The following is a 13,150-nucleotide window of genomic DNA, read 5'->3' as shown; positions in this document are numbered from 1 at the left end:
GCGCTAAGCCGTGAACGGCCGCTTCGGGGAAGCCACGCTGCCACATGGGCGAACTGATGACCGGCGGCAATGGGCCGTCTCTACCGGGCAGACCGTCTCACCAGAGCGAGTCGGCCGCAGCGGTGCCGCAAGCCGCTCCGTTCGATCACCTGCCCGTTCATCTGACAGTGCCTTACGAGGCCTTCGCCCGCGCCGCGCCGAAGGCACGCCGCCGCCTATCACAGCGAAGCAGGGCGCCCGAACGCGGACTGTGCTGGACGTTGTCCGGCTGAGCGTGGCAACGGGCCAGTTCGGCACGCTATGTCTCCTATCCTGCGGGTACGGGCTTCCATTCGATGCGGGACAGTCCCTGCAGGATCAGCTTGACGGCCTCGTCGATATCCGCCTTCGGCCCGGATATCGGGCAGTCGAAGAGCATACGGTTCTCCTCCAGCGTCAGACCGTTCCAGGGCCAGGCGTTGGTCGTCGCGCCGCGATGGAACAGGAATTTCCTCAGGGCCTTGAGGGTATGTGGACCGTCCTCGAGCCCCGGGATTGTGAAGCTCGACTCGTATTGCGTCAGCAGCTTGTCGAAGGCGCCACGTGCTGCCGGCGCCAGGCATCTGTCCGGGTTCACCGGCGCATGGTCGAGGCCCAGAAGCCGCCCGACCTCGCGCGCCGCGCCGCCGGCCTGACCCAATACGTAGATGGGTTTGCCCAGGGCGAGGGCGATCATCACCTCTTCGGCGATGCCGGCCACGCGGCCCCAGCTGCGGCCGTCGTCCTTGCCTCCCAGAACCACCAGCGCGCTGACATCCTGCAACAGGCGCACCCGCAGCCGAAACAGGCTGATCGCCCAAGCGAGTTGGAGGTGGGGATTGTAGTCGTCGAAGTCGTGGCCCGGTTTCGGCATCGCGTCGAAATACCCTTCGGTCGGCGCGCAGAGATCGCGCAGCTCTTCTCGGTCGAGGGTTTCGAGAGTGATGAACTCGATCAGTGCGTGGTCGGCCGTGACGATACCGTTTTTAGCCTTGAGAGAGGCGGGATACCCCAAATAGTTGCGCACGCGTTTCTGGTTGCGGCCGGAGACCAGGTCCGGCGGCGCCTCGCGCACCGCCGTCACCACCTGTTCCAGCGTCCCTGACGGGGCGAAGGCGCCGCCATAAGCCAGCGTTGCGCCGTTGCCCAGAAGGCGGCGCGTCAACGCGGGCAGGATCGCACCGGAGTCGTCCTTTTCCAGCCCTGCCGAGATGCCGACGATCTGTCCGTCGAGCGCGCCGCGGCTGAAGTGCCGGCTTTCGATAGCTTTGGGTAGATAGAGCCCGTTCTTTGCGCCCCAATCCGCATCGAGGAGCGTTTCCATCGAGCGGACGCCGTGCACGAAATGGCCGTAGGACAGAAGCTGCTGCAGGCGTTCGTCGTCGGGCAGGTCGGCCCGGTTCTTCAGGAGTCGTTGCAGAACCAGCGCGCGGGGCACAATGCGGTCGTCGCCGTCCTCGTTCACCCCGCCGATATCCACGACACCGCGCAGACGGCTGACGAAATCTGGGACCTTGCGCGCGCGGTAGGCGTCGGGGTCAAGGAGGGCGCGACGGTTGAACTCGTCCATGGTTTCGGCGGTGCCACCGGCGAAGATGAAAACGGCCCTTTTGACATGCTTTGTGACGCTGGCCCCTTCGATGTTGGCCCCCATCTGAACCGTGGCGTCCTGCATCGGTGCGAGGAACCAGCGCAGCCAGCCCAGCGGCGCCCCGTTTAGCGCGGCATCGAATTCGTCGAAGAAGTAGACTGGCGTGATTCGATTGGTGCCTTCAGCCTTTTCGGCGGTTTCGTCCCCCGGCTCGGGATGCTTGGCGAAGAGCTTGGCCAAATCCTCTGGGCGCTCGATCTGCGTGAGGTTCGCCGTTTCCTGCGGCTTGCAACCCGTCACATGGCCGGCGATCTGGTCCACGAAAAATGACTTGCCCGAGCCAGGGGGACCGAACACGGCGATCGACAGCGGCCGTTTCGGCGCCGGCCGGTCATGATAGGCCTGCAGCATGGCGATGATGTGCTCGATTTGGCGCACGCGTTCATCGGCGGCGCGGTTCCCAGTGGGCAGAACCAAGCCGGCGACTTTGGTGGTCCAGTCGTCAAGTCCGTTGCCGGTCTTGACATATTTTATTGCGCGGTCGAGCAGATCTTTGGAAGATGCGGAGGTTTCAATCGGCGTTGTCAATTCCCACCTCAATGTCGTGTCAAACTGGAAATGAGGCAAGCTTGGACCGACGCATCAAGATTTCACAACGAAAAATAGTCTTCGAGCAACACATTTTCCGGATTGAGGAACTGACACTTCGGCACGAACTGTATGCCGGTGGAATGGGTCCCGAGATACATCGGCTGGTGTTGGACCGGGGCGACAGTGTTGCGGTGCTACCGCACGATCCCGTCGCGGGAATGGTTTTGCTGTGCGAGCAGTTCCGCGCCCCGACCGCGGCCCGTGGGCCGGGCTGGCTGGCCGAGATCCCGGCCGGCATCCTGGATGACGGCGAGACGCCCGAGGTCTGTGCGCAACGGGAGACGGACGAGGAAACCGGCCATGCGGTCAAGGCATTGACGCCGATCGCCACCGTATATCCCAGTCCGGGCGGCTCATCCGAACGGATCCACGTGTTTCACGGGCTGATCGCGCTGCGTCCCGATGCACCTGAAACGGCGGGTCTGGCGTCGGAAGGCGAGGATATCCGCGTCTTGCGCCTGTCCGTGGACGAGGCCCTGGCGTGGCTACGTGATGGCGTTGTACAGGACGCCAAGACGGTTCTGGCGCTGCAATGGCTGGAGCTTTCGCTGCTGCGCGGCGATCTTCCCGGCGCCCTGGCCGTAGGCTAAGTGGGGCGCCGGCCAAATTCCTTGACAGGGGGGCGGCGCGGCGAAAAGCTCAAGCCATCCCATTTCGAGATGCGCATGGTTTTTGTGAACGAACTTAACGGATGTACGCGGGGGCAGATCGTATTGGCCCAGATTGCCCGTGCAATCGCCGAGGCGAACACGCCCGAGTTGAAAGAAAAGCTGTCCGCTTTTCTGGAGCAATGCCGAGATATGGCGCTGGCGTCGCGACTTGCCCGCACCCCGGATGGCGCACTGGACATAAAAAAAAGTCTGGTCGCCCCGATCATCTTCGCGGAACCGCGCTTCTGGTTCTTCGCCGACAAGGGCACGCTGGAGCGGCCACACAGGCTTGCCACGGTGGTCGAGGCGCCGACCTTTCAATTCCTAACCGGCACTTATGGTAGCGCGCCATCCAAGCTTGATCCCGATGACGTGGCCAATACCACCTCGCAAGATTTCGCGGGTGCACAGATAGGGCCGACGCCGGCGGCGCGGCAGCGGGCCATCTTCTGGGCGACGCGCTTCGACGATCTGAGCCGCATCGTGCCGGAGGTCAATGGCCGCGGCCCCCTGTCACCGGAAAAGGTGAAGGCGCTGCGCGACCATCTGGGGCTGTCGCATCTCGGTGGTCGCGATGCGGTCCTGCTGGTTTTCGATGCCAATGCAGCCGAAGACCATAATGGCGAGATATGCCGGCCTTATCTGTTCGACGGGATCGACAACCCGTGCTTTCATCTATTCGCCCGAACAGCGCATCCCGACGGGTGGAACCGCGCCCTGAACCTCGCGCATCTCGACGATCCGACAGTCCCGGCCGAGGGCGGGCCGGAAATTGTGCTGAGCAGCATGGCCGCGACGCGGGTCGAGCGCTGCTTGCTTCTTGGTAAGCCGCCTGCCGCGTCGGTGGATGAGCGGAGTATTCTGGCGTTCATGTCAAACGGCGCGCTACCGGGAACTGCGAGCGCCACGGTGAGGCAGTACATGGGATGGTGACGGACAAGGAAGGCTTCTCGCACGGCGAGGTGGCAGGCGACCATCAGGCCGAGGCCGCGCTGTTCGAGCTGAGCGAGGCGGCGCTGGCCGATTGGCTTCTCGACGCGGCACAGGCTTATGCCACCGCCGTCTCCGAGGCGCGCAACCGCGGCACCGGCGAGACTTCATTGGCGCTGAGCGCCGCGCTGAGCCCACTTGAGCATCACGACGATGTCAGTTTCGTCGGGGTGCTTCTGTACGCCGCTGAACGTCGCGAGATATCGGCCCGCCGCGAGGGCGCTTCGGCAACCGAACGTTTCGCTACGGCGCATCTCGAATGCGCCTCGGCGCAAGCGGTGCGCCGTTGGCAGGACGGCGACGGCGTCGGGGCTCTTGGCCTTCTGCTGGAGATTCTGACCGAGCGGCGTTCGGTCCTGGGGGTGCGAGCGGCATCCGAGCTGTTACGTGCGGGACGGCTGAAGCGGCTAGATGGAACAGCGAGCTCGGCTGAGATCGGGTACCGGTTCGTCGATCTGGCGATCAGTGCAGGGGTCCTCGAATCCTATGCCGACTGGATCCTGAGCAACATCGAGGGCCATCCCGTTTTGTGGGACGCTTCCCTTGGCCCGATAGTCTGCGTCGGACGTGTCCGTGCGATGCCGGATCAGTGGCCTATGTTGTTGGCTCAGCATCGCGAGCGCTTCGCGGATGCGAAGCCGATCGTACGACGGGTAAATTTGCGGGCACTGGTCGAGGCGGCCGACTTTGTCGATGTCGTTCGCGATGCGGCGCATATTTTGGCAGGCGGGCCGCCCTTGGAACTGCAAGCGCTTAAGATGTTGTTTACTGGACCTGAGGCACCGTTGCGATATCACAACGAAGCCATTCATTTTGGCGACCGGAGCTATTCGCTGTTCGACGAGGCGGAGACCGGGCATGCGCGGCCCGGCCTAGGGAGCCTGTCGTTGAGCGACCTCAACCGCAAGTTCGCGGAGTTGTCGGGCGAGAAGATGGTGATACTTGACGACTATGATGAAGCATTCAAAAACTCGGCTTTCGAAGATCCGACACCCAAGCGTAAGGCATCACTTAAGGACGGGAATGATTTGTTCGCGAACCTTGCCTTCGAGGGGGAGGAGAGCTGATGGCGCAATCCAACTCGGACGCTGATGATTTCCTTTACGAGGCCGCAAGGTTTCGGGGGCTTGCCTATTTCAATGATCGCGACTTTGACTACGTCTGCGACGGCGGCGATGTGCGGTATTACATCGATGCCGGCGTGATTCTTGCGCTTTATATTTGGCCGGGAAGGTTCGCCTGGCCTTTAGGTTCGCCCGACAGTGAGGCGAACAATAGGGATTATATTTCGAACATCGGAGATCCCATTTCGGCCGAGGAGGTCGCTGAGGCAGCCTTGACGGGGGAGTTTCTTTTTTCCGATGCGCTGCATTCGAAGGCGCGCGCATTGCGTAAATCGCCGCGGCCCGAAGCGGAAACATCCGTGCGGCGCTTCATTCTGGAACCGCATTGGAAAGAACTCGCGGCCCGCTTGACGGAATTTGTGAACGAGGGGTTGGCATGGCCGGCCGATGCCGAGCGGGGCAAACCCTCCAAAGAGAAATTGCTGGCCGAGTACGATTCGGCGCATGCGAGGGCCAAGAAGATTCGGAAGGCCTACCTTGATCAGTACAATGAAGCGGTGCGGAACGGTGCCGACAAGCCAAATCTGGATCTCAACAAGATCGGTCATGTCATCGATATCTCCGCGACATTTGAGGACACCGAAATTCTTCAACGTGCGATGGTGCGCAGGTTCCGGTTTTCGCGGCCTGTCGAGCCGGCGTTGCATCTTCCCGCGGAGATTCAGGATATCGACGCGCTGGAGCCCTGGCATGAAGATCTCAAACAGTTTGCGAAAAGCCCATCAGCGGCGCGCAACGACGCAATTGCCATAGCCCAGATTGAAGCGTTGAACAGGGCATCGATCGAGGCCGGTGATAGGACCATTCACTGCCTTGTTTCAGGCGACAAGCACCTGCACGAGGTGTACTACAAACGGAAGGCGAAGCTTTACGCCCATGAGCAGGGGATAGATGCCACGCAGATCGACCTAGAGACAGGCGATTTCTCGGAATCCTACTATCTGCGCCATCCAGGTCAATTCGTGCCGATGCTCAATCAGGCGGACATGCCGAACCAGATCACCGACGAGTCCTTGTTCGACGAGGTGGTTGCCGCAGCGGAAGCCACGCTTGCGCTGAAACGGTGTTCGGAGCGAGACGCTCTGGATATGGCGATGCTGGCCGTCCGGACATCGAAGGAGAATTTCAAAAGCAAAGTGGGTCAGATCTCTAACAAGCGACTGCCGGACGACGACCAGCTTCGGGAGCAGTCGGACGAGTTGAAGGACAAGTGGAACCGTCTTCGACGGGCAACATTGCTGGTCAACAGGCGACTCTTGCAGTCGAGGGCGGATTTCGCCCGGGGCCTGCGCTCTGAGCTTCGCGCCGAACACGACGAGATGAGCGATCCGTTGCAGCGCGAGCAACTGGAAACGACGCTGGCAATCCAGCGCGTCAGCTTGTACTGGGCGGCTCGTCGTGGTCTGGTGGCGTTGTCGGAGAGCCTGCGCCAAAAGGGCGAGGGCAGAGAGGACCGGAACCGGTTGCCGCTGCTGGTCGAGTTGTCGGTCCTGACGGATGGCTCGGTGTATGAAGCCGCACAGAAACTGAAGAAGCCGAGAAGCGACCAGCACAGGCGTAAGATCGACGAAAATATCCACCGGCTGTCAGAGGAAGAGACTTGGAAAGGCCTGCTTCTATGCGCGGCGCTTGCCTGTTATGCCGATGCTTGGAGCGAAGCGGTCTGGTTCGCAGAGCGCGCACACAACGCGATCCATGCCGAGGCATCGGCGAATCCAGATGCAATGCTGGACAAGGCCTATGCCGAGGCGGCCTACATTTTGGGCTATGCCTGCCGCATGCGGATGGCAAAGGGTGATTTCTTCCAGCGGGCGCGGGATTCGCTGGACGAATCCGAACGGCGGGGCAGGGCGATCAGCTGCGCCTACGGAGCTTTGGTCCGGGCCCGTGCACTGTCCGAGCGCGCCACTGTTCAGCTGTTCGAGCAGGCGCGGCGCCTTGAAGCCGGTGAGGAGCGGCTGAACGCATCCGCGCTGCACGAGCAGCGAAGTGCGTTCGTTTCCGCTCTGCAGATAATCGACGGGCTCGACCCAGGCGAGTTGAACGAGCAGGAAGTCCGCGCGCGGAAGTATATCTTGCGTCAGGCAACGCTGAACCTGTGCGTGTTCGATGCCATCGGTCACATGGTTCCTGGCAATTCGCTGAACATCCCCGACACGGTGACAGATGCTGACCTATCCCGAGAGATCGCGGCGCAGCGGGCTGCCTGGCTGAACGCCTCGGACGAGGCGGTGGTGACGGATATCGACCGGATTTTCCTGGATCTAGTCGATGCGTTCCTGAATGGCGCCTCTGTGCAAGAGGTCCAGGATCTGCACGACCAACTGTCCGCACTCGGCGGCGGCGCAGATCTGCACGGGCTGGACAAGGTCATCGCGCGCGAACTTCGCAGCGCAGGTCAATCGCTGCTGGAGCTTTGCGCCGCCCGCGCCTGACACGGTGCATGCGGGCAGCATCAAGGTAATTTGCCACGTGTCAGGCGACACGGCAAACTGACCCCCTGTCGACATGAGGAACTGCCCCCTCCTGTGGAGAGGAGGTTCCAAGATGAACGATTTGAGGAAAGGTCTTTCGCCGACGGTGGTGTCGGGGAGGATCGAGATGCGGACGCCGGACGATGTGTCGGCCATGCTTGGGTTGAAGGCGTGCGGTTGAGGCTTTCTGCGGAGGCCATGCCACTGTCACCTCAGACAGTTTTAAGCTCCTAGTCTTAGGTCGAACTCTCACTTTGTGCGGCGCACAGTGGTGGCTGGGATAAAGACGGTCTTCCGCTTTGGCCATCACGAAGGTCGGCTTCGGGCCAGAACCGACCGCGCCGAGCAAGGGAGTTGAATGGCTCCTTTGGGCCGAATACCAAGTCGCCCGCCATGGAGACTGGCCCTGGCCGCTATGCCGCCGCATGACCAGTTCGGGCCGAACCTAGCCAGTTTCTGGGTGCAACTAGGATGACAGGCCGAGTTCCTCGAGCACGGCGTCGAGAACTTGACCATCATCGAACCCCGATAGCGCAGTGCTGCGACCAAACGTCTCCAGAGCCCAGATCGTCAGGAGCTTCCGCATGACGGCTTCGGGCGCGTCCATTCCGTTTGTGGCCAGGTCAAGCAGGAGGAGCTGATAGGCTTGGTCGAGGCTTCTCGTGGACCCGGCACCGCCGCGGGATCGCGAGCTGATGTGCGGTGATATCGTGGGCTTGAGCTGCTTGTAGACGGCGTCCTTCGCTTCCGCGGTCCATGCTTCGCCCCGTTCTGACACGTCGGCGCAGACTGCAAGATTTGCGATTTCAGTGGCGCTCAGCCAAGTTCCGAAAAGGTATTTGCCACCTATCTCTGACATCAGCGTCTCTCCAAGTTCGCACTTCTTCCACACAGGTAGAACAAGGGCCGCCTCGAGTCTGAGACGGCGTTTCCCATGATCTTTCGAACGTTTCCGGGCACAACTGACTCCCGCTAGATGAAGAGGCCCGTGACCGGGCCAAGGGGCTCATTCGGCCAATCGCCCCCAACCGTCTCCGACTCTGGCAGTTCAGTTGCCACTGGTCGTCCGCCCGACGAGACTTGGTCTCGCCAAGCCTCCCGAAGTCGTCTGAGCAGATCCTGCGCGGCATCAAGAGCTTCTCTCCGCTTTGCCTGCGGATCAGGTGACGCAACCGGCACCGCCCTCAGCCGACCAAGGCGATACCAGCGCGACATTGTCCGCAACCAGCCTGCCTCAAGGTCGAAATCGTACCGGAAACCCAGCACAGGAGACGTCGTCACCCATGGGTCTGAAATCTCTGGGTGGCCGCTCACGTCGCCGTCGGCCCGGATGGCATCACCGTCGCGCCAGACAAGGAACCAGTTGTCGATCATCGGGGCGCCATCGATGTCACCTGAGTTCGGCCCAGCCTCGGCCTGCTCGATAGCGGACAACCAATCCTCACAGCTCATGTGTCGCATTCTTCAGGCCCCCTTGTCCGATGGCAGCCGGTCGTGCCTTTGAATAGTGCATCGCGTCGTGATCGGGGCAACCGATCATGATTGATCCCGTCATCGCCGAGGTGATCAATAGGGCCAATGCGGTGCCCCCCAGAGCGCCAGGGATATGAAGGCGCCGCCCAGCAGGACGCTTCCCAGCAATATGCCCAGACCAAGACGCTTGTGTCTCCGCAAAAGGAGGCCGCTCTCCTTGCCTAGGATGGCGAGGTCTGCCTCGAGCTTCGCTTGCCGTTTTTCCGCCGCAACAACCCTTCGGCCGGTGACCTGCATGTCGCCACCGATCCGATTTGCCTCAGCCGCCACCTCCTTGCGGAAGGCCGTCATCTGCCGTTCGAGCTCAGCCTGGATCTCTGCCAGCTCTGCCTCCGTCTTCCGGATCGTGTCGCTTCGTCTGGCCCGAAGCTCTCCGATCCGGGCGTCCAGCTCTCGGGTCATGGTTCGATCCCCTTCTCGGGCTGATGTAGCGGATCGCGCCCGATCGGGAGCTTATCCTCCACCAGGTCGCTCAATTCAGCCTCGGCCGCAGCCGGTTTCAGGTGGCGCTTGATCAGCTCCCAGCACCGGGAGACGATCTGGAGGATACGATCCAGGGAGCTGGCGACACCCAGCTCTCCGACCCGACGCTTCAGGCGCTCATCGTGGATGGTCCAGCCTTCCCCCCTTGGCGCCGGCGCGACTTCACCGGTCAGCACGCCGATCATCAGCTTGCGGGCCAGCTCGAAGGCCTCATGCACCCCGTCCCGGCGAAAGGAATCGGCCTGGGAGTGGACCTCCTCCATCTTGCGCTCGGCGTCGAGCCGCAGCTGCCGAGCCTTCCGCTTGGCGTCGAGGAGATAGGCGTCGGCCACGGCGGTATCTTCCTCGGCCTTCTTCCGGGCACGGTTTTCCAGCCTTCTTGCCTCCGCCTCCGCAGTGGCCAGCCTGGCCACTGCCGCCTCCCGATCACGGCGGGCCGCCTCGAGCAGTGCGTCGCTTTCGGTCGAGGCGCTCTGTCGTTTCGCCTCTGCCTCGGCGTCCAGGAGGGCGGCTTGTTCCAGCTGCTCCGCCAGACGGGCCGTGATCTCCTCCTCCGTGGCCGAGAGTTCTTCCTCGTGGATGGCCAGCGCCGAGACACGATCCTCCATCTCCCTCAGCAGCAGCGCATCCTGCTCCGCAGCCGCCTTTCGCGCGCGCCACTCTGCCCGGGACAGCCTTTCTCGCTTCGGACCCAGCCGGGTGAGCGCGGCGGCAATGCCGACCTCGCGATGGTACTCGTCCTGAAGCTCCCGCGCCCGGGCCTTGTAGGCCTTGTTCCCGAGTTTCACCGCGGCCTTTGCATCGTGCCCGGCCTCGCGGGCGGCGGCTTCGGCTTCGGTCTTCGCGGCCCAGGCTGGGTTCAGGTCGCGGGCGGAACAGGTGGGATCATCCGTCGGCAGGACGAAGGCGTGCAGATGCGGGTGCTCTTCATCGAGGTGCTCGACCACGCCCATCAGCTTGTCGCCGAACATCCGCCGGAAATGGGCGAGGTTGTACTCAACCCAGGTCTCATATTTCCGACGGGCTTCCGCGTCCGCCTCGACCTGGCTGGACAGGAGCGGATGCGAGGCCACACAGGTCAGCAGCGTGTGCCGATCCTTGCGAATGCCGCGCTCCTTGGTCGAGCCATCGGCCAGCGTCACGGAAATCCGCCCGGCCTCCACCATCGCATCATGACGCTCCTTGATCCGCGCCGGGTGCAGACCCGCGACGACGCGCGGCGAACGAGGGGAGGGGACGTGGGTGGAAAACCGGGGGACGCGGGCCGCTTCGGCCAGCACCTGCTCGACCGATTGGCCGGCGGGGTTGGCCTTGCGCGAAAAGCTCTGGAGGTGGAAGAACTGGGGGCCGCTCATGCTGCGACCTCCGTTCCCCGGGCAACGCAATATGGACCGACTACTGTGTTGGCAAGCAACACGTCGGGCAAGGCGCTGCGCCCCTGCACCCAGCCAGGCGGCTGCGCCGCCGATTCGTCCCGGATCGAAGCCGCCCATGGCGACTGCAGAAGCCCTTCTCCGCCAGCCATGGGGGTGGCGCGTCGGCAGGCTTTTGCGGGGTGTCCCGGGAGCGCGGACTGCCCCGGGGCGGGGTCCGTTGGCGAAGCGAAGGCTGGGATCATGCCGGGTCTGGTCATCGCAGGAACCCCGCTGCCTGGGCCTCTTCCCGCGTGATCAGCCCGCGCTGCACCGCCTGGAAAACCCTGTCCTCCGGCAGGTGCCGGTACATCCAGTCCTTCCGCTCGCGGATGGCGTCGGCCGCGTCGCTGAGCTGCCTCTCGGCGATCTCTTGCGGCCTGTGCGCCTCGGCCCTGGCCGCCTCGACGAAGGGTCGCCATTTCCCCAGCCTGAACCAGTTGTCCGAAAAGCTGACCTTCGATCGGGTGTGCCCGGCCGAGTGCTTGGCGTAGGCCTTCACCGCCGTCAGCAGTTCGGCCGCCGTCACCTCGGACAGCGCATCCCGGGCCAGCTTGAGCGAGGTCGGCCGATCTCGCCTTGCTGTTTTCTCAGATCGCATGGCGGTTCCCCCCTACGGCTGGGGCAAAATCCTGCCCAAGACGCGATGCGCGCTGCATCTGACGCGGTGCAAAGGACGCGATGAGTGGCGCAGACGGCGCGGGGCATGTGCCGTCCTGCGACTGACGGATGACATCCCGCAGAACGCGCAACTGCGCCTGCCATTCCGCACTGCCCACTGGGGCCGGTGTCCGGGCCGGAAGCCAGAAGCCCAGGTGATGCTCGTGCGGTGACAGGGGCAGGCTGCGCTCCAGCGTCGTCATCCCTTCCTGGGCCAGCCGCGCGTCCCAGTCCCGGACAAAGCAGATGCCCCTTGGAACGAAGACAAGGTCCGGGCGCGTTCCGCCGGATTGCCGTTCATCGGGCAAATCCGGCGCGGACGCGCGCCCTTGTTCTTTTCTAGGTTCTTGTTCTCTGTTCGGGGGGCAATCCTGTCCCCCTTTGCCGGACAGGTCTGTCCCGCTTTGTGGACAGGATTGTCCCCCTTTCGCGCGGCTAAGCGGGACAACCTTGTCCCCCTCCCGGCGACGCTCGGTGGCCCGCCGCATGGCCGCTTTCGTCGGTCGGTAGCGCGAGGATTTCCCCTTGTAGGTCCCGCGCTCCACGGTCATGTAACCCGCCGCCTCGACCTTGTTCAGCGCCCGTTTGACCGACTTGGCGTGCTTGCCGATGGCCGCGCCGATGGTCTCGAAAGACGGGCGGCTCTCGCCGGTCTCGTGGTCTGCATGCGCCAGTGCCAGGTAGAGGGCCACGCGTAAGGCGTTGTCGTCCAGGTCGTGGTCGGTGACCATCTCCAGCAGGTATTGCAGCTTGATCTTGCAGAAGGGCAGAACCTCAGGCATCGGCCCCTCCCGCGATTGCGATCACGGGCGCGATCTGGTATCCAAACTGAGCAAACTTTTCGATTTGGCCGTTGACTCGGGTGCCAGCCCAGTCAGCGGCCTTTCGGTTTCTAGGTCCCCTGAAACGGTTCGTCAGAGGCCCGAAAAGCCCAATCATATCAAAGGGTGGAATTTTCCGGTTCGCCATTGCAAGCCGTTGAGTTATCTCCCCCCGCACAGTCCTGCACGGCTCACCACTCTTTTCAAAGAAGCACGGGGCGCGGGCGTTCCGGTAGGCCGCCAGGGCCTGATAGACGGGGCGTGTCGCCCCGCCGCAGGCAGGTTCGTCAGGCGGCCTTAAGGGCCTTGGCCACCCGGTCCAAGCGGGCGCCGGCATCGGTGGCGAGCTCGGCAATCGCCGGGGTCCCGGACAGGTCGCCCATGCTCATCATCTGGCCCGCGTCGACGATGCGGACAATGGCGCCGACGCCGTCTTCTTCCACGGTCACGTTGCAGGGCAGCAGAAGGCCCACGTCGGGACGTGCGCCCACGGCCTTGTGCGCCAGTTTGGGGTTGCAGGCACCCAGGATGGTGTAACGGCGGAAGCTTTCGCCCAGCTTTTCGGCGAAGGCCTTGTCCAGGTCGATGCGGGAGATGACGCCGAAGCCCTCGGCGCCGAGGGCCGCGATCACGGTGTCCAGCGCTGTGTCGAAAGGTTGGTTCAGGGTCACGGTAAAGCCGAGGTCGGTCATGGTCTGCCCCATAAGTTGAATCAGGTCGGGGACCTGCGTCCCTGACCTGAA

12 protein-coding genes are annotated in these 13,150 nt (G+C 63.1%); 4 read left to right on the top strand and 8 right to left on the bottom strand.

The genetic code is table 11. The features are described from left to right. Positions 1–307: 307 nt before the first annotated feature. Entirely contained in the window at positions 308–2,197 is a 1,890-nt protein-coding gene (locus FQK05_RS06175) for an AAA family ATPase (RefSeq protein ID WP_158965038.1), read from the bottom strand. Between the two features lie 41 nt (positions 2,198–2,238). Here FQK05_RS06175 and FQK05_RS06170 point away from each other — a divergent pair, with 41 nt between their 5' ends. The 4 genes from FQK05_RS06170 to FQK05_RS06155 all read left to right on the top strand — a co-directional run bounded on the left by FQK05_RS06170 (position 2,239) and on the right by FQK05_RS06155 (position 7,459). Beyond that, positions 2,239–2,850 (top strand): NUDIX domain-containing protein, encoded by a 612-nt coding sequence (locus tag FQK05_RS06170; RefSeq protein ID WP_158965037.1) that lies wholly within the window; start codon positions 2,239–2,241, stop codon positions 2,848–2,850. A gap of 75 nt (positions 2,851–2,925) precedes the next feature. After that, positions 2,926–3,843 (top strand): hypothetical protein, encoded by a 918-nt coding sequence (locus FQK05_RS06165; protein WP_158965036.1) that lies wholly within the window; start codon positions 2,926–2,928, stop codon positions 3,841–3,843. Next, positions 3,837–4,967 carry a hypothetical protein gene (locus tag FQK05_RS06160; protein WP_158965035.1) on the top strand — a complete coding sequence of 377 codons (1,131 nt, stop codon included), beginning with the start codon at positions 3,837–3,839 and terminating at the stop codon, positions 4,965–4,967. Before FQK05_RS06165 ends, FQK05_RS06160 begins: the two co-directional genes overlap by 7 nt. Next, on the top strand, positions 4,967–7,459 hold the full coding sequence (locus FQK05_RS06155; RefSeq protein WP_158965034.1) for a hypothetical protein: 2,493 nt from the start codon (positions 4,967–4,969) through the stop codon (positions 7,457–7,459). The genes FQK05_RS06160 and FQK05_RS06155 overlap by 1 nt, the downstream gene beginning before the upstream one ends. A gap of 505 nt (positions 7,460–7,964) precedes the next feature. Here FQK05_RS06155 and FQK05_RS06150 read toward each other — a convergent pair. The 7 genes from FQK05_RS06150 to FQK05_RS06120 form a co-directional block, all read right to left on the bottom strand. Beyond that, a complete protein-coding gene (locus FQK05_RS06150) occupies positions 7,965–8,357 on the bottom strand; it encodes a hypothetical protein (protein ID WP_158965033.1) in 393 nt (130 codons plus the stop codon). A gap of 113 nt (positions 8,358–8,470) precedes the next feature. After that, the gene (locus tag FQK05_RS06145; RefSeq protein ID WP_158965032.1) at positions 8,471–8,950 is read right to left on the bottom strand and encodes a DUF6634 family protein; all 480 of its coding nucleotides are present in this window, start codon (positions 8,948–8,950) and stop codon (positions 8,471–8,473) included. A gap of 114 nt (positions 8,951–9,064) precedes the next feature. Next, a complete protein-coding gene (locus FQK05_RS06140; protein WP_158965031.1) occupies positions 9,065–9,433 on the bottom strand; it encodes a hypothetical protein in 369 nt (122 codons plus the stop codon). Next, entirely contained in the window at positions 9,430–10,869 is a 1,440-nt protein-coding gene (locus FQK05_RS06135; RefSeq protein ID WP_158965030.1) for a hypothetical protein, read from the bottom strand. The genes FQK05_RS06140 and FQK05_RS06135 overlap by 4 nt, the downstream gene beginning before the upstream one ends. Before the next feature lie 274 nt (positions 10,870–11,143). After that, positions 11,144–11,527 (bottom strand): hypothetical protein, encoded by a 384-nt coding sequence (locus FQK05_RS06130; RefSeq protein ID WP_158965029.1) that lies wholly within the window; start codon positions 11,525–11,527, stop codon positions 11,144–11,146. Further along, positions 11,517–12,368 carry a helix-turn-helix domain-containing protein gene (locus FQK05_RS06125; protein ID WP_158965028.1) on the bottom strand — a complete coding sequence of 284 codons (852 nt, stop codon included), beginning with the start codon at positions 12,366–12,368 and terminating at the stop codon, positions 11,517–11,519. The genes FQK05_RS06130 and FQK05_RS06125 overlap by 11 nt, the downstream gene beginning before the upstream one ends. 326 nt (positions 12,369–12,694) lie before the next feature. Beyond that, positions 12,695–13,099 (bottom strand): DUF302 domain-containing protein, encoded by a 405-nt coding sequence (locus tag FQK05_RS06120; protein ID WP_158965027.1) that lies wholly within the window; start codon positions 13,097–13,099, stop codon positions 12,695–12,697. Positions 13,100–13,150: the final 51 nt, after the last annotated feature.

The organism is Chachezhania sediminis (genome assembly GCF_009765275.1).
In the GTDB taxonomy this organism is placed as follows: domain Bacteria; phylum Pseudomonadota; class Alphaproteobacteria; order Rhodobacterales; family Rhodobacteraceae; genus Chachezhania; species Chachezhania sediminis.
Note: the sequence above shows the minus strand (reverse complement) of the source record. Positions and strands in the feature narration are given on the sequence as shown.